Origin of the sequence: Burkholderia sp. FERM BP-3421, assembly GCF_028657905.1 — a bacterium.
Lineage (GTDB): Bacteria > Pseudomonadota > Gammaproteobacteria > Burkholderiales > Burkholderiaceae > Burkholderia.
Genome location: NZ_CP117782.1, coordinates 2,120,896 through 2,144,143 on the forward strand (window position 1 = coordinate 2,120,896; position 23,248 = coordinate 2,144,143).

19 protein-coding genes and 2 pseudogenes are annotated in these 23,248 nt (G+C 72.2%); 5 read left to right on the forward strand and 16 right to left on the reverse strand.

Translation table 11 applies throughout. The features are described 5' to 3' along the window. Nucleotides 1-46: 46 nt before the first annotated feature. Together Bsp3421_RS25500 and Bsp3421_RS25505 are read right to left on the reverse strand one after the other, a co-directional pair. Nucleotides 47-448, reverse strand: a complete 402-nt coding sequence (locus Bsp3421_RS25500) for a DoxX family protein (RefSeq protein WP_273998657.1) — start codon at nt 446-448, stop codon at nt 47-49. 130 nt (nt 449-578) lie between these two features. After that, on the reverse strand, nt 579-2,081 hold the full coding sequence (locus Bsp3421_RS25505; RefSeq protein WP_273998658.1) for a cobyric acid synthase: 1,503 nt from the start codon (nt 2,079-2,081) through the stop codon (nt 579-581). A gap of 63 nt (nt 2,082-2,144) precedes the next feature. On the opposite strand from Bsp3421_RS25505, the gene cobU reads away from it, so the two are divergent. From cobU to Bsp3421_RS25525, 4 genes are read left to right on the forward strand one after another with little or no spacing between them, the layout of a single operon-like run. Further along, on the forward strand, nt 2,145-2,696 hold the full coding sequence (cobU, locus tag Bsp3421_RS25510) for a bifunctional adenosylcobinamide kinase/adenosylcobinamide-phosphate guanylyltransferase (protein WP_273998659.1): 552 nt from the start codon (nt 2,145-2,147) through the stop codon (nt 2,694-2,696). After that, nucleotides 2,696-3,640 (forward strand): adenosylcobinamide-phosphate synthase CbiB, encoded by a 945-nt coding sequence (cbiB, locus tag Bsp3421_RS25515; RefSeq protein ID WP_273998660.1) that lies wholly within the window; start codon nt 2,696-2,698, stop codon nt 3,638-3,640. The genes cobU and cbiB overlap by 1 nt, the downstream gene beginning before the upstream one ends. After that, on the forward strand, nt 3,633-4,676 hold the full coding sequence (gene cobD, locus Bsp3421_RS25520) for a threonine-phosphate decarboxylase CobD (protein WP_273998661.1): 1,044 nt from the start codon (nt 3,633-3,635) through the stop codon (nt 4,674-4,676). Before cbiB ends, cobD begins: the two co-directional genes overlap by 8 nt. Beyond that, complete coding sequence (locus Bsp3421_RS25525) at nt 4,676-5,581, forward strand: cobalamin-binding protein (RefSeq protein ID WP_273998662.1); 906 nt, start codon at nt 4,676-4,678, stop codon at nt 5,579-5,581. Before cobD ends, Bsp3421_RS25525 begins: the two co-directional genes overlap by 1 nt. Nucleotides 5,582-5,592: 11 nt before the next feature. Here the strand turns inward: Bsp3421_RS25525 and Bsp3421_RS25530 are convergent, their stop codons facing one another. Next, entirely contained in the window at nt 5,593-5,814 is a 222-nt protein-coding gene (locus tag Bsp3421_RS25530) for a hypothetical protein (protein ID WP_274004454.1), read from the reverse strand. Between Bsp3421_RS25530 and Bsp3421_RS25535 the strand changes: the two are divergent. Then, a pseudogene (locus tag Bsp3421_RS25535) lies at nt 5,772-5,999 on the forward strand (IS110 family transposase); the annotation flags it as partial. The gene Bsp3421_RS25530 and the pseudogene Bsp3421_RS25535 sit on opposite strands and share 43 nt — an antisense overlap. 51 nt (nt 6,000-6,050) lie before the next feature. Here the strand turns inward: Bsp3421_RS25535 and Bsp3421_RS25540 are convergent. The 13 genes and pseudogenes from Bsp3421_RS25540 to Bsp3421_RS25605 form a co-directional block, all read right to left on the reverse strand. Then, the gene (locus Bsp3421_RS25540) at nt 6,051-7,058 is read right to left on the reverse strand and encodes an MDR family oxidoreductase (protein WP_273998663.1); all 1,008 of its coding nucleotides are present in this window, start codon (nt 7,056-7,058) and stop codon (nt 6,051-6,053) included. Nucleotides 7,059-7,089: 31 nt separating this feature from the next. Then, a complete protein-coding gene (locus tag Bsp3421_RS25545; RefSeq protein ID WP_273998664.1) occupies nt 7,090-7,965 on the reverse strand; it encodes an SDR family oxidoreductase in 876 nt (291 codons plus the stop codon). Between the two features lie 25 nt (nt 7,966-7,990). After that, the gene (locus Bsp3421_RS25550; protein ID WP_273998665.1) at nt 7,991-8,452 is read right to left on the reverse strand and encodes a HepT-like ribonuclease domain-containing protein; all 462 of its coding nucleotides are present in this window, start codon (nt 8,450-8,452) and stop codon (nt 7,991-7,993) included. A 104-nt stretch (nt 8,453-8,556) separates the two neighbouring features. Next, nucleotides 8,557-14,790, reverse strand: coding sequence for a type I polyketide synthase (locus tag Bsp3421_RS25555; protein WP_273998666.1), 6,234 nt, complete (start codon nt 14,788-14,790; stop codon nt 8,557-8,559). Continuing rightward, nucleotides 14,787-15,149, reverse strand: coding sequence for a hypothetical protein (locus Bsp3421_RS25560; protein ID WP_273998667.1), 363 nt, complete (start codon nt 15,147-15,149; stop codon nt 14,787-14,789). Before Bsp3421_RS25560 ends, Bsp3421_RS25555 begins: the two co-directional genes overlap by 4 nt. Then, nucleotides 15,143-15,883: an SDR family NAD(P)-dependent oxidoreductase gene (locus Bsp3421_RS25565; protein ID WP_273998668.1), complete on the reverse strand. Its 741-nt coding sequence runs from the start codon at nt 15,881-15,883 to the stop codon at nt 15,143-15,145. Before Bsp3421_RS25565 ends, Bsp3421_RS25560 begins: the two co-directional genes overlap by 7 nt. Next, entirely contained in the window at nt 15,880-17,244 is a 1,365-nt protein-coding gene (locus tag Bsp3421_RS25570; RefSeq protein WP_273998669.1) for an ANL family adenylate-forming protein, read from the reverse strand. Before Bsp3421_RS25570 ends, Bsp3421_RS25565 begins: the two co-directional genes overlap by 4 nt. A 7-nt stretch (nt 17,245-17,251) precedes the next feature. Further along, a complete protein-coding gene (locus Bsp3421_RS25575) occupies nt 17,252-17,533 on the reverse strand; it encodes a hypothetical protein (protein ID WP_273998670.1) in 282 nt (93 codons plus the stop codon). 1,590 nt (nt 17,534-19,123) lie between these two features. Then, nucleotides 19,124-19,510, reverse strand: a pseudogene (locus Bsp3421_RS25585) (histidine phosphatase family protein); the annotation flags it as partial. Beyond that, nucleotides 19,495-20,271, reverse strand: a complete 777-nt coding sequence (locus Bsp3421_RS25590) for an adenosylcobinamide-GDP ribazoletransferase (protein WP_273998671.1) — start codon at nt 20,269-20,271, stop codon at nt 19,495-19,497. The gene Bsp3421_RS25590 and the pseudogene Bsp3421_RS25585, both read right to left, overlap by 16 nt. Further along, entirely contained in the window at nt 20,261-21,313 is a 1,053-nt protein-coding gene (gene cobT, locus Bsp3421_RS25595) for a nicotinate-nucleotide--dimethylbenzimidazole phosphoribosyltransferase (RefSeq protein ID WP_273998672.1), read from the reverse strand. The genes Bsp3421_RS25590 and cobT overlap by 11 nt, the downstream gene beginning before the upstream one ends. A 106-nt stretch (nt 21,314-21,419) precedes the next feature. Next, complete coding sequence (locus tag Bsp3421_RS25600; protein WP_273998673.1) at nt 21,420-22,241, reverse strand: ABC transporter ATP-binding protein; 822 nt, start codon at nt 22,239-22,241, stop codon at nt 21,420-21,422. Further along, nucleotides 22,238-23,242 (reverse strand): FecCD family ABC transporter permease, encoded by a 1,005-nt coding sequence (locus tag Bsp3421_RS25605; protein ID WP_273998675.1) that lies wholly within the window; start codon nt 23,240-23,242, stop codon nt 22,238-22,240. The genes Bsp3421_RS25600 and Bsp3421_RS25605 overlap by 4 nt, the downstream gene beginning before the upstream one ends. Nucleotides 23,243-23,248 lie beyond the last annotated feature (6 nt).

The window sequence follows — 23,248 nt, forward strand, 5'->3', positions numbered from 1 at the left end:
GCAAATGCGGCCGGGGACGACGGCCGCCCGCGCGGCGACCCGGGTTTCAGGCGGCGCGAAGGCGCTCGACCGCGAACGCGCCCGCGCCGAGCAGCGCCTGCACCGCGAGCGTGACGGCCCAGAACGCCGGATATTCCCAGCCGCCGTTCGGCGCGGCGAAACTCCAGCCGTTCGGCAGGTGCGCGAGCACCGCGCCCAGCATGAACGGCAGCAGCACGAGCGCGGCGAGCCGCACCCGGAAGCCCGCCAGCAGCGCGAGGCCGCCCGCCAGCTCGACCACGGTGGTCAGGTAGGCCAGCCAGCCCGGCAGCCCGAGCGAGACGAAGAACTGCGCGGCGCCCGGCAGCGTGAAGACGAATACCTTCTGGGCGACGTGGGCGAGATACAACACACCGAGCGCCACGCGCAGCAGCGTGGCGGCCAGATCGGTCAGGCGGGTCGGGTTCATGTCGGGTTCCTTGTTCCGGTTCGTTGAGATCGATGGAACGGACTTTATTCGAACCCGGCGGGTTGAAAAATCGCCTGACCGGCTTTAATTATTTCCTGTTTGGAACGAATAATCGTGCGACCGGCTGCTTTCATGCAAACGCGTCGAACACGCGCGGCAGGTCGAGATGGGCGGCCAGCGTATCGGCGAGCCGCTCCAGCGACGCCTCGCGCAGCGCCGGGTAGTCGACCGCCTCCGCGCCGTCGTCGAGGCCCGCCCACGCGAGCAGCGCCGCGCACGCGCCGGGCGCGTCGAACAGCCCGTGCACGTAGGTGGCCAGGATCTGCCCGTCTTCCGAGCGCGCGCCGTCGTCGCGCCCGCCCGCCGCGCCGTCGAGCCGCAGCGCGGGCGCGGCGAGCGCCGGCCCGTGCGTCTCGCCCATGTGGATCTCGTAGCCCGCCAGCGCCGGCGCGCCGCCGAACGCGAGCCGGCCGGTCACGTTGACGAGCGTCTTGTCGGGCCGCAGGGTCGTCGCGTAATCGAACAGGCCCAGGCCCGGCACGCAGGCGGGCGGGCCCTCCAGGCCATGCGGATCGTCGAGCGTCCGGCCGAGCATCTGCATCCCGCCGCAAATCCCGAGCAGCTTCCCGCCGTAGCGCAGGTGCCGCTTCAGCACCGCCTCCCAGCCCTGCTCGCGCAGCCAGCCCAGGTCGCGCTGCACGTTCTTCGAGCCCGGCAGGATGAGCAGGTCCGCGGCCGGCACCGGCCCGCTTTTCCAGTAGGTGAAATCCACGCGCGGATGCACGCGCAACGGATCGAAATCGGTGTGGTTGCTGATCCGCGGCAGCGCGGGCACCACGACCCGCAGCACGCCGGCGTCGCGCTCGGCGGCGACGGTGCGCGCCTGCGCGGGCAGCATGTCCTCGGCATCGAGCACGAGCCCGTGCAGGTACGGCACGACCCCGAGCACCGGCTTGCCGGTGCGCGCCTCGAGCCAGTCGAGCCCCGGCTTGAGCAGCGCCGGGTCGCCGCGAAAGCGGTTGATCACGAACCCGCGCACGCGCGCTCGCTCGCTCTCCGACAGGCATGCGAGCGTCCCGATCAGGTGGGCGAACACGCCGCCGCGATCGATGTCCGCGACCAGCACCACCGGGCAGTCGACGCGCTCGGCGAAGCCCATGTTCGCGATGTCGCCGTCGCGCAGGTTGATCTCGGCGGGGCTGCCCGCGCCCTCGACGACCACCGCGTCGTAGCCCGCGCGCAGGCGCGCATACGATTCGAGCACCGCTTCGAACGCGATCGGCTTGTACGCGTGATAGGCGCGCGCATCGAGGTTCGCGCGCGCGCGGCCGTGGATGATCACCTGCGCGCCGCGGTCGCTGGTCGGCTTGAGCAGCACCGGGTTGAAATCGGTATGCGCGGAGATGCCGGCCGCGAGCGCCTGCAGGGCCTGGGCGCGGCCGATCTCGCCGCCGTCCGCCGTGACTGCGCTGTTGAGCGCCATGTTCTGCGGCTTGAACGGCGCGACGCGCGCGCCCGCGCGGCGCGCGAGCCGGCACAGCCCGGCGACGAGCGTGCTCTTGCCCGCGTCGGACGTGGTGCCCTGGATCATCAGCGTGCCGCGCACGCGCGCGGGGGAAACGGAGGCGGTCATCGAAGCGGGCGTTCCGGCAAAAAGCGAAGGTCGCATTATCGCCCGCGCCGTTACAATCATGCGATGACTCCGCACGATCTCACCTTCGTCCTCGGCGGCGCGCGCTCCGGCAAGAGCGCCTACGCCGAGCAGCTCGCCGCCTCGAGCGGGCAGGCCGTCACCTATGTCGCCACCGCACGCGTCGCCGATGACGAATTCGCCGCGCGCATCGCCCATCATCGCGCGCGGCGCCCGGCCGACTGGGCGCTCGTCGAGGCGCCCGTCGAGCTGGCGCAGACCCTGCTGCGGCTCGACGATCCCGCCGCCTGCGTGCTGGTCGACTGCCTCACGCTGTGGCTCGCGAACCTGCTCTGTCCCGCCGACGGCGCGCCCGTCGACCCGGCGCTGTACGAGGCCCGGGTCGCCGAGCTGGAAGCCGCGCTCGGCGCGACGCGCGCGCGGCTCATCGTCGTCAGCAACGAGATCGGCCTCGGCGTGGTGCCGCTCGGCGCGGAAACGCGCCGCTACGTCGACGAACTGGGCCGGCTCAACCAGCGCATCGCCGCGTGCGCGACGCGCGTCACGCTGCTCGTCGCCGGGCTGCCCCTCGACCTGAAGAACGGGCGGGCCGGCTGATGCTGATGCTCTCGATGCCTGCCGTCGCGATCCTCGCGATCGCCGCGTTCCTCGTCGATCTGCGCATCGGCGAACCGCGCGCCGGCCATCCGCTCGTCGGCTTCGGACGGATCGCCGCGCATCTCGAAACCACCCTGAACGACGGGCGGCGCGGCCGCCTCGTCGGGCTCGGCGCCTGGTGCCTCGCGGTGGTGCCGCTCGTCGCGCTCGCCGCGTGGTTCACCGCGGTCCTGCCGTGGGCGCTCGCCGCCGCGCTGCACGTGGCGCTGCTGTGGTTCGCGCTCGGCGCGAAGAGCCTCGCCGATCACATCGCGCCGATCGCGGCCGCGCTCGCGCGCCGCGACCTCGCCGGCGCGCGCGCGCTGACCGCGCGCATCGTGTCGCGCGACACGCGCGACGCGGACGCCAGTGCGCTGTCGCGCGCCGCCGTCGAATCGGCGCTCGAGAACGGCAACGACGCGATCTTCGGCGCGCTGTTCTGGTTCGCGATCGCGGGCGGCCCGGGCGCGCTGCTGTTCCGCCTCGCCAACACGCTCGACGCCATGTGGGGCTACAAGACCCCGCGCCTGCTGCGCTTCGGCTGGGCCGCCGCGCGCATCGACGACGCCCTCAACTGGATCCCCGCCCGCCTCACCGCGGCGAGCTACGCGCTGCTCGGCGACACCGCGAGCGCGTGGCGCTGCTGGCGCACCCAGGCGCGCCTGTGGGACAGCCCGAACGCCGGCCCGGTGATGGCCGCCGGCGCAGGCAGCCTCAACGTCGTGATCGGCGGCCCTGCCGTCTATCACGGCGCGCTCGAAGTCCGTCCGGTGCTCGGCGCGGGCCAGCCGGCCGGCCCGGGGCACGTGCGGGCGGCGCTCGCGCTGGTCGCCCGCACCGCGATCCTGTGGCTCGCGCTGCTGCTGGTCGGCGCGGCCTTCGCGCTCGCGACGCATCATGGGTGACGCGCCGATCGTCCACGGCGGCAACCTGCGCGAGGCCGCGCGCCGCCACGGCATCGCGTACGACAGCTGGCTCGACCTGTCGACCGGCATCAATCCGCGCGGCTATCCGGTGCCGCCCGTGCCCGCCGCCGCGTGGCGCCGCCTGCCCGACGACGACGACGCGCTCGCGACCGCCGCCGCGCGCTACTACGGCGCGCCGGACGCCGCCCACGTGCTGCCGGTCGCCGGCAGCCAGGCCGCGATCCGCGCGTTGCCCGCGCTGCTGCCGCTCGGCACGGCCGGCGTCGCGCCGCTCGCGTACGGCGAATACGGGCCCGCGTTCGCGCGCCACGGTCATGCGGTCGAGGCGTTCTCGTGCGCACACGACACCTTGCCCGCGGCGCTCACCCACCTGATCGTCGGCAACCCGAACAACCCGACCACCGAGCACGTCGCGCCCGCGCGCCTGCTGCGCTGGCACGCGCAGCTGCACGCGCGCGGCGGCGCGCTGATCGTCGACGAGGCATTCGCGGACGCGGACGACGCCGATTCGCTCGCCGCCGAGGTCGGGCGCGCGGGCCTGATCGTGCTGCGCTCGGTCGGCAAGTTCTTCGGGCTCGCCGGGATCCGCGCGGGCTTCGCGCTGGCCGCGCCCGGCCTGCTGCGCGACCTGCGCGACCGGCTCGGCGCGTGGACCGTGAGCGGCCCCGCGGGCCATGCGGTCGCCGCCGCGTTCGCCGACACGGACTGGCAGCGGGCCACCCGCGCGCGGCTCGCGGTAGACGGTGCGCGGCTCGCGGCCGGCCTGCGCGCGCAGGGCTTCGCGACGCAAGCGACGCCGCTGTTCAGCTGGACCGACGACCCGCGCGCCGCCGCGCTGCACGAGGCGCTCGCGCGGCGCGGCGTCTGGACCCGCTACTTCGCGCACGCGCCGAGCCTGCGGATCGGCTTGCCCGACGACGAGGCGGCATGGCGGCGCTTCGAGCAGGCGCTCGCGGAAGCCGTCGCGACGCTCGGCGATCCGACGGCGGCGACCGCCGCCCCGGCGCCCCTGTGATGACGCGCAGCCTGCTCCGTCTCCTCGCCGCGTGCGCCGCGCTCGTCGCCGGCGCCGCGCACGCGGCCATCACCGTCACCGACGACGACGGCCGGACCGTGACGCTCGCCGCGCCGGCGCGGCGCGTGGTCAGCCTCGCGCCGCACGTCACCGAGTTGATCTACGCGGCGGGCGGCGGCGATCGACTGGTCGGCGCGGTGTCGTACAGCGACTACCCGCCCGCCGCCCGCGCGGTGCCGCGCGTCGGCGACAACAAGGCGCTCGATCTCGAACGGATCGCCGCGCTGCGGCCCGACCTGATCGTGGTCTGGCGACACGGCAACGCCGATCGCCAGACCGACCGGCTGCGCGCGCTCGGCATCCCGCTGTTCTACAGCGAACCGAAGCATGTCGACGACGTCGCCGGCGCGCTGACCCGGCTCGGCGACCTGTTCGGCACGCGCGCGGCCGCCGACGCGGCGGCGGCCGACTACCGCCGGCGCATCGCGGCGCTGCGCGCGCGCTATGCGGACCAGCCGCGCGTCGACGTGTTCTTCCAGGTCTGGGACCGGCCGCTGATGACGCTCAACGGCACCCACATCATCAGCGACGTGATCGCGCTGTGCGGCGGCCGCAACGTGTTCGCGCAGCTGAAGCCGCTCGTGCCGTCGGTGACCGACGAGGCGGTGCTGGCCGCCGATCCCGAGGCGATCGTGACCACGCGCACGGGCGCGACCGCGTCGGACACGCCGCCGCCGAGCCTCGACCGATGGCGCGCCTGGCCGGCGTTGAAAGCGGTCGCGCGCGGCAATCTGTTCGCGATCGACGGCGACTGGCTGACGCGGCCCGCGCCGCGCCTCGCGCTGGGCGCGGAGGCCTTGTGCAAGGATCTGGAGGAGGCGCGGGCGCGGCGGCCGGGGCCGTGACGGGCACGCCGTCACGCCCCCGGCGTATCGACCTGCAGTCCTGCCGTCACGGCCGCGCCGTCACGGCCCCGCTGCAGCAACCTCGCCGCGTCGAACTTGCCGTGAAAACCGTGCGCGCCGTCGCGACGCCAACGCGCGCCGACCGCGCATGATGACGCCGGCGCAAGCGCGAGACGTGGCGTGCCGTGGCCATCCCAAACGACGAAGCGGCGCACGCGTGCGGCATCGCTCACGATTCCTCTCCGCCTTTGCCGCCTTGCGAGACCCCGTTTCGCGGGCCTATTACGCGCGCAAGATCCACCAGGGCAAGCGCCACGCCCAAGCGCTCGCTGCGCCGGCACGGCGACGCTGTGACGTCCTGTTCGCCATGCTGCGCGACGGCACCATTTACCCACCCAAGTCAGCCCCTGACGCTTGACGAACAACATAGGGCAACCCCGCCGCCGCCCCGTGCCGCGCCCGCAGCCGCTCACGTCGCCCGCAGATCGACGACCGTCCTGCCCTGTCCCTGCCCCTTCGCCAGCGCCGCCGCGGCTTCGACGACCCCTTCGAGCGGCACCTCGCGCAACATGCTGTCGAGCGCCGCGAGCGGCACGCATTGCGCGAGCCGCTGCCACGCCTCGATCCGCCGCGGGGTCGGGCAGCGCACCGAATCGATGCCGACCACGGACACGCCGCGCAGCAGGAACGGAAACACGGTGGTTTCCAATTCGATGCCGCCGACGAGCCCGCATACCGCCACGCAGCCGCCGTAGGCGAGCCGCGCGAGCGCCGACGACAGCACCGGGCCGCCCACGGTATCGACGACGCCCGCGAACAACTCCGGCTCCATGCCGTGACGGCCCGGCTTCAGCGCCCCGGCGTAATCGTCGCGGCCGATCGTGCGCGCCGCGCCGAGCGATTTCAGATACGCCTCGTTCCCGGGCCGGCCCGTCATGGCGACGACGCGATAGCCGAGCTGCGCGAGGATCACGGTCGCCAGGCTGCCGACGCCGCCGCTCGCGCCCGTCACGAGAATCTCGCCGCTCGTGGGTCGCACGTCGTGCCGCTCCAGCGCGAGCACGCACAGCATCGACGTGAGGCCGGCGGTGCCGATGCCCATCGCCTGCCGCAGCGTGAGCCCCGGCGGCAGCGGGACGAGCCAGTCGGCGTCGACGCGCTCGACCTGCGTGAAGCCGCCCCAGCGCCGCTCGCCGAGTCCCCAGCCGGTCAGCACGACGGCGTCGCCCGGCCGGAAGCGCGGCGTCGCCGAGGTCGCGACGACGCCGGCGAAATCGATGCCCGGGATCGCCGGAAACGCGCGGATGATGCCGCGATTGGCCAGCGCCATCGCGTCCTTGTAGTTGATGCTCGAATAATGCACGTCGACGGTCACGTCGCCGTCCGGCAGGTCGTCGACGCCCAGCCATTCGATCGACGGCGCGACCACGCCGTCCGTCTCCTTCAGCATCAGAGCCTTGAATCGTGATGCACTCATCCGCGTCTCCCGCGAGGCGAAGCGCGCGGCGTCACGAGGACGCGGCGCGCTTCGTGATTGAGCTGGCGGCGCGCATGCCGGGCAGCGCGTCGACGAAAAAGTCAGCCTGCAGCGGCGAGCCCGCCTGCACGTCGTACTGCGCGAAATCGCGCACGCCCGCGGCCAGCAGCACCACGTCGTCGATGAAGAAGTTGCCGGTGCAGGTGGTCGCCGGCTGCGTCAGGATCGCATGGGCGGCGTCGGCCATGATCTCGGCCTTGCGCGACGCGGCGATCAGGTCCGCGCCGCCCAGCTCGTTGCGCACCGCCGCGGTCGCGATCGTCGTGCGCGGCCACAGCGAGTTGACCGCGATGCCGACATGCTCGAATTCGGCCGCGAACGCGAGCGTGAACAGGCTCATCGTGTACTTCGCGATCATGTACGGCGGGTAGTCGCGAAACCATCTCGGATCGGTCGACAGCGGCGGCGACAGCGTGAGGATGTGCGGATTCGACGCCTTGAGCAGATACGGCACGCACGCCTGCACGCACACGAAGGTTCCGCGTCCGTTCACGCCGTGCATCAGGTCATAGCGCCTGGGCGGCGTGTCGAGCGTGCCCGTCAGGCGGATGGCGCTCGCGTTGTTCACGACGATGTCGATCCCGCCAAAGGCCGCGACCGTCTCTTCGACCGCGGCCTGGACGCGGGCTTCGTCGCGGATGTCGACGATGAGCGGCAGCGCCCGGCCGCCCGCGTCCTCGATCGCCTTCGCGGCCGTGAACACCGTGCCGTCGAGCTGCGGGTGAGGCGTCGCGGTCTTCGCGGCGAGCGCGACATTCGCGCCGTCGCGGGCCGCGCGCAGCGCGATCGCGAGGCCGATGCCGCGGCTGCCGCCCGACATGAACACGGTCTTTCCGGCAAGGTTCATCTGTCTCTCCGTCAGGCCCGCGCGCCTAGGCGTCGCCGAGATCGTCGACGCAGGCCGCGCGCCGCGCGGGGCGCGGCTCCGCCGCCGCGCGTGCGCCGCGCTTCCCGCCCGGCCGCGCGCCCGATCGTCCGTCCGCGTCCGCGGGCGCGCCGCCGAGATCCGGAAACTGCCGCCGGATCGCCTGCTCCAGTTGCGGCACGCTGCGCTGCACGGCCAGCCAGACGAGTTTCTTCAGCCGCGCGGAGTCATGCGTGTGTTTCAGGTATTCCGCGCGCATGCCGATCAGCCGCCACGGGAAATCCGGCAGGCGCAGGCGGAACTCGGGACTGAGGCAGGTCCACGTGTAACCGATGAGTTCGATGTTGCGCACGACGGCGTCCTGCAGCAGGTCGGACCCGTCGAGCGCCTGGCGGCCGTCGCGCGTGTATTCGCGAATGCGGCCGATCCGGTGCTGCATGTCCCGCAAATGACGCAGATCGTCATCCATGTTTCGTTCTCCCACGCATCGACGCGTCGTCGCGCGCATCGCAGATGGCCGGGCGACAGCGGGTCGACGCCGGGCGCGCGGACGGCAGACGCGGGCCCGGGCGCTCATGCGGCGAGCGCATCCGAAATCGCGTCGAGAATGAAGCTGCGATCATCGACGACCCCGAAATGCGCCCCATCGCGCGTGAACAGGTTGAACTCGCCGCTCGTGAATTCGCGCCAGGCCAGCGCGTCCTCGTGCGTCACGTAGATGTCGTCGCGGCCCCGGAAGCTCGTGATCGGCATCGACCAGCCCGAATTCGGCACGAACACGTAGCGGCTCGCCATCTCGAATTCAGCCCGCACGACGGGCAGGACCAGCTCGCGCAGCTCCGGAATCGCGAGCATCTGTTCCGTCGCATCGATCTGGAAGTGGCGCAGCGCTTCGGCGAGCACGTCGTCCGGCTGCCGGTAGAGCGGCGCGACGACGTCGAAATCGCGCAGGCCGAGCAGCATCGACGTGAGCTTGCGCTCGAACGCGGCGTCGGCCATGAGCCTATGCGGCGGCCGCGCGCCCGATGCGAACAGGTGCACGGGCGCGACGCCCTCGCGGTCGATCAGCGCGCGCGCCGTCTCGTACATCGTGAGGCCGCCGATGCAGTGCCCGAAGAACGCGACCGGCTTGTCCAGCAGCGGACGCAGTTCCGCGAGCAGCCCGTCGACGAACCGATCGATCCGGTTCACGGGCGGCTCGCCGATCCGCGACAGCCGGCCGGGCGGCTCGACCGCGAAAATCTCGGCGTGCGGGTCCGCGCCGTTGGCCCAGGCGCGATAGATCGCCGAGCCGCCGCCCGCGAACGGGAAGCAGATCAGCCGGTAGCGCGCCGCGGGATTCGGCCGGATCTCGGCCAGCCAGCGTTCGTGCCGGAGCGGGGCCGCGCCCTGCGCGAGCACGGCGGGCGCAGCCGGTCGCGCCGCCTCGCCCGCCGTCTCGGCAATCCTGAGCTTCGGCAGCAATTCGTCGACGAGCTGGTCGAGACTCGGCCCCTTGAGCATCGCCGCGGCCGGCAGCCGCACGCCGACCGCCGCGTCGAGCTGGTTGATCAGCGTGATCGCCATCAGCGAGTCGAGCCCCAGCTCGCGCAGCAGCTGCGTCGAATCGAAATCGCCCTTGATCTCGAGCACCGCGCGAACCATCTGGCCGACGATGTCGCGCAACACGTCGCGCCGTTCGCCATCCGGCGCGGCCGCGAGCCGCGCATCGACCTGCGCGCGCGTGAAGAGCGCATTGACCGCGCGCGCCGGCGCGCCGCGCACGAGCCGCTCCAGCAGCGCCGGGCTTCTCGGATACTGCGCGGCCCACTGCGGCCACTCGGTCAGCGTCACGATGCTTTGCTGGATCCCGCGCGCGAGAATCGCATGCAGCAGGGCCATGCCGTCTTCCGCGTCGATGTACTCGGTTCCGCGCGCGCGCCAGATCGCCGCGCCCCGCTCGCCCGACTCGGTCGCGAGGCCCGCGCCGCCCCACGGCCCCCAGTTGATCGCCTGCGCGGGCAGGCCGAGCCGGCGGCGATGTTCGGCGAGGCCGTCGAGGAACGCGTTGCCGGCGACGTAGTTCGCCTGCCCCATCGCGCCCGTCACGCTCAGCACCGACGAGAACAGCACGAAATGATCAAGCGGCAGATGGCGCGTCGCGGTATGCAGCGCCCAGCCGCCGAGCACCTTCGGGCCGGTCGTGCGCGCGAACTTGTCCCAGTCCATTTGCGCCAGCACGCCGTCGTCGAGATTGCCCGCGCAGTGGAACACGCCTTTCAGCGGCGGCAGCTCGACGCCGATCTGCTCGATCAACGCCTGCGTGTCGGCCGCGCGCGCGACGTCGGCCTGCTTGACGACCACGTTCGCGCCCAGCCGCCGCCACTGCTCGAGCACCGCGCCGATCGCCTCGCCGGGCGCGCGCCGCGCGGTCAGGACCAGATGCCGCACGCCCTGCGCGGTGACGAGCCAGTCCGCGACCTTCAGGCCGAGCGCGCCGAGCCCGCCCGTGAGCAGATAGGTCGCGGCCGGATCGAACGGCGGAACGATCCGCTCGGGCGCCGGCTCGTCGTCGTGGTCGAGACGCGGCGCATAGCGACGCCCCCCACGCACCGCGACCTCGCTTTCGGCGTCGCCCGCGAGCAGGGCCGCGCCCAGCGCCGCGACATCCTCTTCGCCGCCGAGGTCGATCGTCCCGGCCCACAGTTCCGGATATTCGAGCATCGCGACGCGCCCGATGCCGCACAGCGACGACTGCAACGGGTCGCCGCCCGGCGCGCGCGGCGCGGGCGCATGCGCGCCGCGCGTGACGAGCCACACGCGCGGCGGCGGATCGGCAAGCACCGCGAGCGCGCGCACCAGCGCGAGCGTGCGGCCGCTCGCCCGGCGTTCCGCGGCCGCGAGCGCGTCGACCGTGGTCGTCTCGTCGACGCGCTCGCCGAGACCGTGCGCGAGCACGACGCCGACAGGGCCGGCCGCATCGGCGGCGCGCCCGGCCCATGCGGCGCTCAGTGCGGCCTGGAGCTCGGCGTCCGAGCCGTCGTCGGGCAGCGGCAAGACCGCCGCGCGATGCCCGAGCGCGCGCAACTGCGCGTCAAGCGCGTCGGCGATGCCGCGTTCGACGCCCGCGACGATCAGCCAGTCCGACGGCCCGGCCGCCGCGGCCTCCGGCAGCGGCGGCGTCGAGCGCTCGATCCATTCGAGCCGATGCAGCGCGCGATTGCGCGACGCGCTCGCGCGCGGCGCGAGCTGCGCGCGCGTGATCGGCTTCACCGTCAGCCCGCCGAGCAGCGCGACCGGCGCGCCGTCGTCGCCGTGGATTTCGATATCGAACGTGACGACGTCCGGCTGCGCGACCTGGCGGCGCTTCGCCCGCACCCACACGTGCGCCGCGCCGTCGCGCGCCATCTCGAAGCGCTCGATCGAGATCGGCAGCCAGGTGCCCTCCGGCTTCGCTTCGAGATCGGCCAGGCTCCGATATTCGGGGACCAGCGCCGGATAGAGGTGCAAGCACGCATCGAGCAGCGCGGGATGCAGCGCGTACGCGGCCGCGTCGAGCGGCTCGGGCAACTGCACGCGGCTCACCGCTTCATCGTCGCCGCGCCACAGCGCGACGATGCCGCGAAAGCCCGGGCCGTAGCCGAATCCGAGCGGCGCGATCGCATCGTAGTAGCGCGCCGGATCGATCTGCGCCATCCGCTCGACGCCGATCGAGGCCGGCAACGGCGTCGCGAGCGGCGCGAGGCGCGACGCCGCGAGCGCGCTCACGCGCGCGCGCAGGTGGCGACGCCAGGTTTCGTCGCCGGCGGCGCGGCTCGCCAGCTCGGCATCGATCTCGTCGTCGCCCTGCAGGATGATCTGCACGGCGCGCGCGCCGTCGTCGGGAATGACGAGCGCGTCGTCGTAGGTCAGCGATTCGATCGCGACGGCCGCGCCGCCCACCCGCTCGCGCGCGGCCGCGGCGAGCGCGACGAGCCCCGCCACGACCGGCAGCACGGCCATGCCGAAGATGCGGTGATCGGTGAGCCACGGCAGCGCGTCGAGGTCGTAGGTCGCCGCGTACTGCCAGGCGGCGAGCGGCGACGACAGGCGCCGGCCAGTCAGGTCGGCGCCCGCTCGCGAACCCGCGCCCGCGCCGGCCGTCGCACTGCCCTGGCCGGCGTCGAGCCAGTAGCGCTCGCGCTCGAACGCATAGGTCGGCGCGGACACGCGGCGACGCGCATACGGCGCGTCGAACGCACGCCAGTCGACCGGCGCGCCGGTCCGCCACAACGCGGCGAGCGTCGCCGTCAGCTCGCTCCATTCGCGCTCGCGGCCGATCGATGCGAGGAAGCGCCGCCCGTCGGCCGCGTCGTTCCCCAGGATCTGCTGCGCGAGCGATACGAGCGTCGTGCCCGGGCCGACCTCGACGAAGTCGACGATGCCGGCCCGCGCGAGCGTTTGCACGCCCGCGATGAAATGCACGGGCTGCAACGCGTGATCGCGCCAATAGCCGGGCGTCGGCGGGCCGTCGGCCAGCTCGCCCGTCAGATTCGCAACCAGCGGGAGGCGCGGCGCGGCCGCGCGATGATGGCCCGCGAGCGCTTCGAGTTCGGCCGCCGCGCGCGTCATCAACGGCGAGTGGAACGCATGCGACACGGTCAGCTCGCGCCCGCCGATGCCGGCCTGCCGCGCCCGCTCGACCACCTCGGCCACCGCGTCGGCGCTGCCCGACACGACGGTGTTCTCGGGCCCGTTGTACGCCGCGACGGCGATGCGCTTCGGGTCGCTCGCGTCGAGCAGGCGCTTGACGGCCGCCTCCCCCGCGAACAGCGCCGCCATCGCGCCGCCCTTCGGCAGCGCCTGCATCAGCCGGCCGCGCGCCGCGATCAGCGCGAGGCACGTCTCGAGGTCATAGCAGCCGGCCACGCAGGCGGCCACGTATTCACCGACGCTGTGGCCCAGCACCGCGCTCGGCACGATACCCCACGCGCGCCAGAGTTCGGTGAGCGCCCACTCGATCGCGAAGAGCGCCGGCTGCGCGTAGGCCGTCTCGTCGATCAGCGCCCTCGCGTCCGCATCGCCGTAGAGAACCGACAGCAGCGGCGTGTCGAGATGCGGGCGCAGCAGCGCGTCGCAGCGATCGAGCGCATCGCGGAACACGGGCTGCGTCCGGTACAACTCGGCCGCCATTCCCGCGTACTGCGAGCCCTGCCCGGTAAACAGGAACGCGAGCGGCCGCGCCTCGCCGCGCGCCGTGACGGACGGCGCCGCGAGCTGGGCCGACAGCTCGCCCGCCGTGCCGCCGATCGCGGTCAGCCTGACGTTGAGCTGCGCGCGCCCGGTGTTCGCGGTATGACAGAGATCGGCGACCGGCTGGTCCGTCGCCGCCAGATGCTGACGCCAGCGGTCCGCGAGCGCGGCGAGCGCGCGCTCCGAGCGGGCCGACAGCGCGAGGACGTGCAGCGGCCGCTCCTGCGCGGCCGCCGCGCGCGGCTGCGCGGGCGCCTCCTCGAGCACGGCGAACGCGTTCGTGCCGCCGAGCCCCAGCGAATTGACGGCCGCGAACCGGGGCGCGGCGCCGCGCGGCCAGTCGCGCAGCGCGGTGTTCACGAAGAACGGCGTCTGCGCGAACGGAATCCGCGGGTTCGGCGTCTCGAAATGGAGGCTCGGCGGGATCCGCCCGCGCTCGAGCGCGAGCGCGACCTTGATCACGCTCGCCACGCCCGACGCCTGTTCGAGGTGGCCGAGATTCGTCTTGACCGAGCCGACCGCGCAAAAGCCCGTGTCCTGCGTGTGACGCCGAAACGCCTTGGTGAGCGCATCGATCTCGAGCGGATCGCCGACCACCGTGCCGGTGCCGTGCGCCTCGACGTAGCCGATCGCGCGCGGCTCGACGCCCGCGCCGGCGAATGCATCCAGCATCGCCTTCGCCTGCCCGGTCACGCTCGACGCGGTGTAGCTCACCTTCGATCCGCCGTCGTTGTTGATCGCCGTGCCGCGAATCACCGCATAGATGTGATCGCCGTCCGCGAGCGCATCCTCGACGTGCTTCAGCACGATCGCGCCCGCGCCGCTGCCGAAGACCGTGCCTTGCGCCCGCGCGTCGAATGCGCGGCAGTGCCCGTCCGGCGACAGGATGTCGCCCTGGCGCGCGGTATAGCCGGCGAGGTGCGGCACGCGGACGGTCGACGCGCCCGCGATCGCCATGTCGCATTCGCCGTTCAGGATGCTGCCGCATGCGAGATGGATCGCGACGAGCGAGGTCGAGCAGGCGGTCTGCACGGTCACGCTCGGCCCGGTCAGGTTCAGCTTGTACGACACGCGCGTCGCGAGAAAATCCTTGTCGTTGCCGATGTGCTCGACGCCGCCCGTCGAGCCGTGCAGCGCGGGATTCGAGGCGAAATAGCTGCTGACCACGCCGCCCGCGCCGGCGAACACGCCGATCGCGCCGTCATAGGCGTCGGGCCAGTAGCCCGCGTCTTCGAGCGCATCGTGGACGACTTCGAGAAAGACCCGATGCTGCGGGTCCATCACGCGCGCCTCGCGCGGCGAATACTCGAAGCGGCCCGCGTCGAAGCGGTCGAAATCGTCGATCACGGGCGACGCCTTCACGTAGTCCGGCGCGGCGAGCTGCCCGGGGTCGACGCCCGCGCGCAGCAAGGCCGCGTCGTCGAAGAAGCGGATCGATTCGACGCCGTCGACGAGGTTCTGCCAGAACGTCCGCCAATCGTTCGCGCCCGGCAGGCGGCAGCCGATCCCGACGATCGCGATGCCGCCGGGCGCGGCATGCGCGGCATCCGGCGGCGGCGCGTCGTCGGCCGGCTCCGACACCTTCGCCGCCGTCATTCCCGCGCCCCGCGACGTTGCCGGCGGCGTTCGCTCGCCGCCTGCGCGTCGGCGAGCTCGTCGCGTGCGTCGGCCGGCGTCGCCGTATCGTCGAAGAGGCGCAGGTAGGCGCCGGCAAGCTGCCCCACCGTCTGCACCGACGTGATCGGCACGAGGGTCCGGAACGGGTCCGCGCCGAACGTCAATTCAAGCTCGAACACGAGCTGGGCGAGATCGAGCGAACTCAGGCCGAGCGTCGCGTTGAGCTTGTCGTCGTCGCGCAGCTCGCGCGGCGGCTGTCCCTGCTGGCTCATGACCTTGAGCACGGCGCCGTGGACGAGACGCGCGGTCTCGTCGCGATCGAAATGCGTGGTCAGCATGTGATGCCTCCGTCAACGGCGATCGTCTGCCCCGTCACGAACGCGGCGCGATCAGATGCGAGGAATTCGACGACCCGGGCGATGTCGTCCGTGTCGGCGAGCCGGCCCAGCGGCGTGCGGCGGGCGATCCGCGCGCGCGCGGCCTCGTCGAGATGCTGGACCATCTCGCTTTCGAAGTAGCCGGGCGCGACCGAGTTCACGCGCACGCCGCGCGCGCCCAGCTCGCGCGCGAGGCTGCGGGTCAGGCCGTCGAGCGCCGCCTTGGTCGCGCTGTACACGGCCACGCCGGCATGGCCGCGGATCGCGTTGACCGACGCGATGTTGACGATCGCGCCGCGGTTGGCGCGGATCATCCACTTCGCGCAGCACTGCGTGAGCAGGATCGCGCCGGTCAGGTTGACCGCGATCATCTGTTCGATCTGCTCCTCGCGCATCAGCGCCAGCAGCCCGTCGTGGCTCACGCCCGCGTTGTTGACGAGCACGTCGACGCCGCCCCAGCGCTCGGCCACGCCCGCCACGAACGCCGCCGCGGCCGCGCCGTCGGTGCCGTCCACCTGCGCCCAGTGAAACCGCGCGCCGCGCGTGTCGCGCTCGATCAGGTCGTCGATCCCGGCGGTGCGCGAGCGGCTGAACGTCGCCACCCGCCTGCCCGCGTCGAGGAACGTACGCACCAGCGCGAGCCCCAGCCCCCGGCTGCCGCCGCTGACGATGACTACGTCGTTTGCGTCGCTCATCTGGCTTGCTCCGTCGGTCGTGACACCCTGGCTTTCTTGAACCGGTCGTTGTGATGCGCGCTTTCGTCGACATCGATATGGACCGGCACCTTGAACCGTTCGAGGCGGCTCGCGCAGAACGTCCGCAAGCGCGCGGCGAGCGCCGCCGGCGTCTCCGGTTCGATCGGCGACACGCGCGCGATGACGACGTGCCCGGTCACCGGATTGGGCCGGCCCGACACGGTGACGTCGCGCACGTTGCCGGCCGCGAGCAGCGTGTTCTCCACCTCGCTCGGATAGACCTTCTCGCCGCCGACGTTGATGATTTCCGAACGGCGGCCGAGCACCCGCACGTAGTCGCCGTCCGTCTCGACGACGTCCTGCGTGTTGAACCAGCCCGCGTCGTCGAACGGCGACGGCGCGTTCAGATAGCCGAGCATCGCGGTTTCCGAGCGCACGTGCAGCACGCCGTCGACGACGCGGTGCTCGAACCCGTCGGCGCCGAGCTTCATCCACAGCGAGCCCGATTCCTTCGATTGCGTCGGCAGGATGCCGAGTTCGGACAACCCGTAGGTCTGCTTCAGCCGGACCTCGGGCAGCGCGGCGTGCAGCGCGGCAAGCGTCGTCTCGGGCATCGGCTCGGTGCCGTAGGTGACGAGCTTCAGCGACGACAGGTCGTAGCGCGCGCCCGCATCGGCGATCAGCATCATGTTGAGGAACGTCGGGCTGGTCGGCAGCAGTTCGACGCGATGGCGCGCGATCGCGTCGCACACGGCGTCCGGCGTCCGGCTGGCGGGCGTCACGATCGTGCCGCCCTGGCTCAGCACGTTGAGCAGCGTGTTGATGCCGCCGATGTGATCGAGCATCAGGAAGACGAGCGTCACGTAGGCGCGGCCCTTCGTCCGTTCGAGCTTCCCCAGCATGCGATCGAGATCGAGCAGCGAGGCCTTGCTGCGGCCGGTCGAGCCGGAGCTGAAGAGGATCAGGCCGGCCGAGCCGGCCGCGCGCAGCTGTTCGAGCAGCGGATGCGACGCCGCCGGCGTCGTGCGGCGCTCGACCCGCGTGGCGCCGGCCGAGTCGAACGTGACGACGAAGCCGACTTCCGCGATGTCGAGAAACTCGCCGCGCTTCGCGCCGGCCGACGCGATCGGCACGACGATCGCGCCCGCGAATGCCAGGGCGAGCAGCAGCGCACAGACGTTCGGCGCGTAGTCGCCGCAGACCGCGACCGTGTCGCCGCGTCCGATGCACCATACGTCGAGTTCGCCGCGCCAGAAATCGATCCGGTCGGCGAATGCGTCGTAGGCGATGGTCTCGTCCGCCGAGACGAGACAGGGACGCGCGCCGAACGAACGGATGCGCTCGTGGAGGAAGGTTGTCATCGCGCCCTCACCGGGATGCGTGGGAAACGGCCGTCGCGTCGTTGGCGGACCCATCCGCGGACAGTTGCACCGCCACCACGATCGCCTCCCTCAGTTGTTGGCTGAACAGCTTGCCGGCGACGTTTTCGTCGATCGCGGTGCGCAGCAGGGACTGCGCCGACTCGAGCGCAAGCAGGCTCACGCGCAAGGGCGTATCGGCGAGCAGGCGAAACGCCTCGTACGAATCGCTCAGGCCCTGCACCCATTGCTGATAGAGAAACGATTGGCTCGGTATGACTTCGGTGGACATCGCGACGGCCTCCTCATCGAAAACGGGCGCGCCGACCGCGTCGCCGACGCGCGCGCCTCATCGTGAATGGATACGGGCTTGGCGCCCGTCAGGATGTTGCCCGGCCCGCCCGCTCGGGGCGGCCGTGTGCTTCGCGCAGCGCAGACCGCTCGCGTGCGTGCTCGCCGCCGCGGTCATGTGGAACAACATCGGTGTCGCCAATCACGAGGCCCGTGGGACTGTGCCCGGCCTCGCCGCGCTCGGAGATGAACGCGCGACGGTGAACCGGTCCATTTGCCTCATCGAATGCTCCCTCGCGCCGACGATCGATCCCGTCGGATTACGGCAATTCGACACGTGCGTCTTTCCAACCATTTCCCGATTGCGGAGGCAACGATCGACCCTCCGTTCCGAAAACGGAAATAGCGGAGACATGGGGATACACAGCGAAGATATGGCCCTCTACCCTCCGCGAAAACCGCGTTCGCTGGAGCACTGCACCATATTCTTATGTCGTTGATCATAGGAGGAAATCCGCAAGATGCAAGATCGCGATCGTGGGATTTGCTGCTTAGCGAAATGCGTGCGCGCGTGCGATGGCCGGGCGGGCAGATAGCTTGATGCAGGACAAGAAACGCGTATTTTTTCCGCCATCGGGAAGGTGGCTGCGATTGTTCGAAATCGAGGCCGCCGATGATGCGGACGCTGCGGGAGCCGGGAAAGAAAGCGCGTGGGATCGAACGTCCGGTGCAGATGATGATCCGATCGGGTTGTCGAGGAACCCTCTCGCCGGGGCCTGCGAGCGTGCGCGGCTCCCTGGCTCCAGCGGCGCAACCCGCCGCGGTACGAAGGAGATGTAGGGCTCAGGGGGAGAACATCGCGCGGCTGACGCCCGGGGTGCCGCGCCCAGCACGATCTCGACATGGAAGGACGCGCCGGTGGCGTGGCGGCGGTTCGCTGCCGTGAATCAGCTGGGTCCGCGCAGGCCCATCAGCGCAACGACGGAGAGAACCATCAGGATACGAAACGAATCAGCCGGCGGATCCGATCCTCGCGCCCGAGCCGTCAGGCTTCATCCCACGCCATCAGCCGCCAGCCCGAACGCGTCGCCGGATCCGCGCGCAACCACACCACGCCGCCATACGCGACCGGCCGTTGCAACAGACCGTCGAGCGGCAGGTCGAGCGCCCGAGCCGCGAGCGCGCGCACCACGCCTGCATGCGTGACGTAGCCGCGCATTTCGTTGGTCGTGTTGGTCGTGTTGGTCGTGTTGGTCGTGTTGGTCGTGTTGGTCGTGTTGGTCGTGTTGGTCGTGTTGGTCGCGTTCGTCGCGTTCGTCGCGTTCGTCGCGTTCGTCGCGTTCGTCGCGTTCGTCGCGTTCGTCGCGTTCGTCGCGTTCGTCGCGTTCGTCGCGTTCGTCGCGTTCGTCGCGTTCGTCGCGTTCGTCGCGTTCGTCGCATTCGTCGCATTCGTCGCATTCGTCGCATTCGTCGCATTCGTCGCATTCGTCGCATTCGTCGCATTCGTCGCATTCGTCGCATTCGTCGCATTCGTCGCATTCGTCGCATTCGACGCATTCGACGCATTCGACGCATTCGACGCCGGCAGCATGGGCGCGATCCGCGCGACGAACTGCGCGACGCTCTCGCCGCCATGCTCGCGCGCGCCCCACAAGTCCGCGCTCCAGCGTTCGATCGCCTCACGGCCGATCTCATCCCAACGCAGCATCTCCCACGCGCCGAAGTCGATCTCGCGCAGCCGCGGCTCGCTCCGCAACGATGCTCGCCAGCCGCGCGCGAGCGCCGCCGCGAACCCGGCGCAGCGCGACAGCGGGCTCGTGACGAGCGCATCGGGAACCGGAATGCCGCGCGCGTCGAACGCACGCATCAACGCACGGGCCGCCTCGTCCGGGTCGACCGCGAGCGGTACGTCGCTGCGCCCGTAGCACACGCCCGGGTCCACCGCGACGGCCGGATGACGGATCAGGACGAGATCCATCCGAGCGCCACCAGATAGATCGCCAGTTCGAACAGCTGCTGCGCGAAGCCGAGGCAATCGCCGGTATAACCGCCGATCCGCGCGACGAAGTAACGCGCGAGCAGCACGCGCAATCCGGCGAGCACGCCAAGCGCGACCAGCCCCATGCGCCAGTCCGGCCACAGCAGCCACGGCAGCCCGCCCAGCGCGGCGAAGCCGAACGCCCGCGCGGACATCCGCTGCGCGACCGGCTTCGCCTTGCCCTCGCCGCGCACGTAGTCGAGCGTGACCAGGAGGCTCACCGCGCCCACGCGGCTCGCCGCATGCGCGGCGAGCATCGTCCACGCGACATGCGTGGGCGGCAGCGCGACCAGCGCCTGCCACTTCAGCGCAAGCGCGATCACGAGCGCCGCCGCGCCGAAGGTGCCGATCCGCGAGTCGTGCATGATGCGCAGCACGTCCTCGCGCCGATACCCGCCGCCGAAGCCGTCGCAGCTGTCCGCGAGGCCGTCCTCATGGAACGCGCCCGTCAACAGCAGCGTGGCCGCGATCGACAGCAGCACCGCCACGCCGGCCGGCCACAGTCGCGCGGCCAGCAGGTACACGCCGGCCGCGACCGCGCCGACGCCCACGCCGACCAGCGGGAAATAGCGCGCCGCGCGATTCAGGTCGTCCGCTTCGTAGCCGACCCAGCGCGGCACCGGCACGCGCGTGAAGTACCCAAGCGCGACGAACGCATAGCGCAGCTCCGCGCGCAGGCCCACGGCGCGCTCAGGCGTCACGGTTCGCGACGCCGGCCGCATCGAAGCTCGCCATCTCGACGAGGAACGCGGCGGCGGCCCGCACGAGCGGCAGCGCGAGCGCGGCGCCCGTGCCCTCGCCGAGCCGCAGGTCGAGCGCGAGCAGCGGCTCCGCGCCGAAATGAGCGAGCATGCGGCGATGCCCGCGCTCGTCCGACGCGTGCGAGAACACGCAATACTCGCGCAGCGCCGGCGCGAGCGCATCGGCGACCAGCAGCGCCGAGGTCGCGATGAAGCCGTCGACGAGCACTGTCATGCGCGCGGCCGCCGCCGCGAGAAATGCGCCCGTCATCATGGCGATCTCGAAACCGCCGAAGGCGGCCAGCACGTCGAGCGGCGCGCGCGCATCCGGGTGGCGCGCGAGCGCGCCCGACAGCACCGCGCGCTTGTGCGCGAGCCCCGCGTCGTCGAGGCCGGTGCCGCGCCCGACGCACGCGTCGAGCGGCAGGTCGAGCAGGCGGCTCATCACGCACGCGGCCGCCGACGTGTTCGCGATGCCCATCTCGCCGAAGCCGATCACGTTGGTGCCGAGCGCCGCGTGGTGGCGCACCCGCGCCGCGCCCGCCGCGAGCGCCGCCTCGCACTCGGCGCGCGACATCGCCGGTTCGTGCGCGAAGTTGCGCGTGCCGGCGGCGATCGGCAGGTCGAGCAACGACGCGTGCGCGGGCAGCGGCGTCGCGACGCCCGCGTTGACGATTTCGAGCGCGCAGCCTGCGACGCCCGAGAACGCATTGATCGCCGCGCCGCCCGCCAGGAAGTTCGCGACCATCTGCGCGGTCACGGCCTGCGGATACGGGCTCACGCCCTCCGCCGCGATGCCGTGATCGGCCGCGAACACGATCATCACCGGCCGCTCGACGCGCGGTGCATCGCACTGCTGGATCCGCGCCAGTTGCAGTGCGAGCGCTTCGAGCCGACCGAGGCTGCCGGGCGGCTTCGTCTTGTGATCGAGCAGGTGCTGCAGCGGTGCACGCGCCGCTGCGTCGAGCGGATCGATCCGGGGCACGGAAAAAGTCGAGGTCATGGGTTCGCCTGAGTCGAAATCGGAAACGGAAACGGAAACGGGATCGGAAACAACGCCGGGGGCGCCGGGCGGCCCCCGGACGCGAACACGTACGGGCGGCCCGACATCATCGCGCCGTCTGCGCCGGCCACACCGGCACCAGCGCTTCGCGGCCGTCGCGCTCGATCAACACGAGCGGATAGCCGAACGCCCGGCTCGCGCGCTCGGCGCTCAGCACCTCGCGCGCGGGGCCGGCCTGCGCGCCGCCGCGCCCGTCGAGCAGCAGCGCGTGGGTCGCGAAACGGCGCGCGAGGTTCAGGTCGTGGCACGAGAAGATCACGGTGCGCGCGCCGCCGCGCAGCCAGTCGGCCAGCGCGGCGAGACAATCGATCTGGTGATGGAGGTCGAGATGCGCGAGCGGTTCGTCGAGCAACAGCAGCGGCGCGTCCTGGCACAGCGCGCCGGCCAGCGCGACGCGCTGGCGCTCGCCGCCCGACAGCGACAGCACGTCGCGCGCGGCGAACGCCGCGAGCCCGAGCGCGTCGAGCGCGGCCTGCGCGGCCGCGCGATCCTCGGGACGCTCCCAGCCCCAGCCGGACAGATGCGGCAAGCGGTTGAGCAGCACGGTGTCGAACACGCTCGCGCTGAACGCGTCGTGCACGCTCTGCGCCATCAGCGCGCGCCGCCGCGCGAGCGGCGCGGGCGACCATGCGGCGAGCGGCACGCCGTCGAGTTCGACCTGCCCGCGCGCGGGCGGCGCGAGTCCGGCGAGCGTCGAGATCAGCGTTGTCTTGCCCGCGCCGTTCGGGCCGGCGATGCACCACAGCTCGCCCGGGCCGAAGCCTTGCGTGAAATCGTCGAGCAGCAGGCGGCCACCCGCTTGCAGTGCGAGCCGCCGCGCATCGCAGCGCGCCGCGACGGCATCCGGAAGCAGGCGCGGCGCGCTCATCGCGCCCGCCTCAGCAGCATCCACAGGAACACCGGCACGCCGATCAACGCCGTCATCACGCCGACCGGCAATTGCGCGGGCGCGATCGCCGTGCGCGCGAGCAGGTCGGCCGCCATCACGCCGCCACCGCCCGCGAGCGCGGCGGCGGGCAGCAGCATGCGCTGGTCGTTGCCGAATGCGAGCCGCAGCGCGTGCGGCACCACGAGGCCGACGAAGCCGATCGTGCCGGCCGTGGTCACCGCGGCCGCGGCGGCCAGCGAGGCGATCAGGTAGATGCGCAGCCGCAGCCGCGCGACCGGCACGCCGAGCGCCGCCGCCACGGCGTCGCCGCGCAGCAGCGCGTTGAGCTGCGGCGCGACCGGCAGCGCGGCGAGCAAGGCCGCCGCGAGCGCCGCGAGCGCGAACCAGGGCGCGGCCGCGCCGCTCAGGTCGCCCGACAGCCAGAACAGGATGCCGCGCAGCCGGTTGTCCGGCGCGATCGACAGCAGCAGCGTGATCAGCGCGCCCCACCCCGCCGCGATCACCACGCCCGTGAGCAGCAGACGCGGCGATGCGTCGCGAACGTCGCCGCGCCACAGCGCGCGACGCCCGAGACCGAGCAGCACGGCGATCGACGCGAGCGCGCCGAGGAACGACGCGGCGTCGACCATCCACCACGCGCCGCCCGCGATCATCGCGACGAGCGCGAAGCCCGCCGCGCCGCCCGATACGCCGAGCACGTAAGGTTCGGCGAGCGGATTGCGCAGCAGCACCTGCAACAGCGCGCCCGCGAGCGCGAGCAGCGCGCCGCAGCTGAAGCCCGCGAGCGCCCGCGGCAGGCGCAGCGTGCGCACGACCTCGACCGCGAGCGGCGTCGCGTCACCGCCCCCATGCGGCGCGAGCGCGGCCAGCGCCTGTCCGGGCGAGACGGGCAGGCTGCCGCACGTCAGCGACGCGACGAACACGGCGGCCGCGACGCCCGCGGCCCCGGCCCAGATCAGGGCCGCGCGGCGCGCGTTCATCCGCGC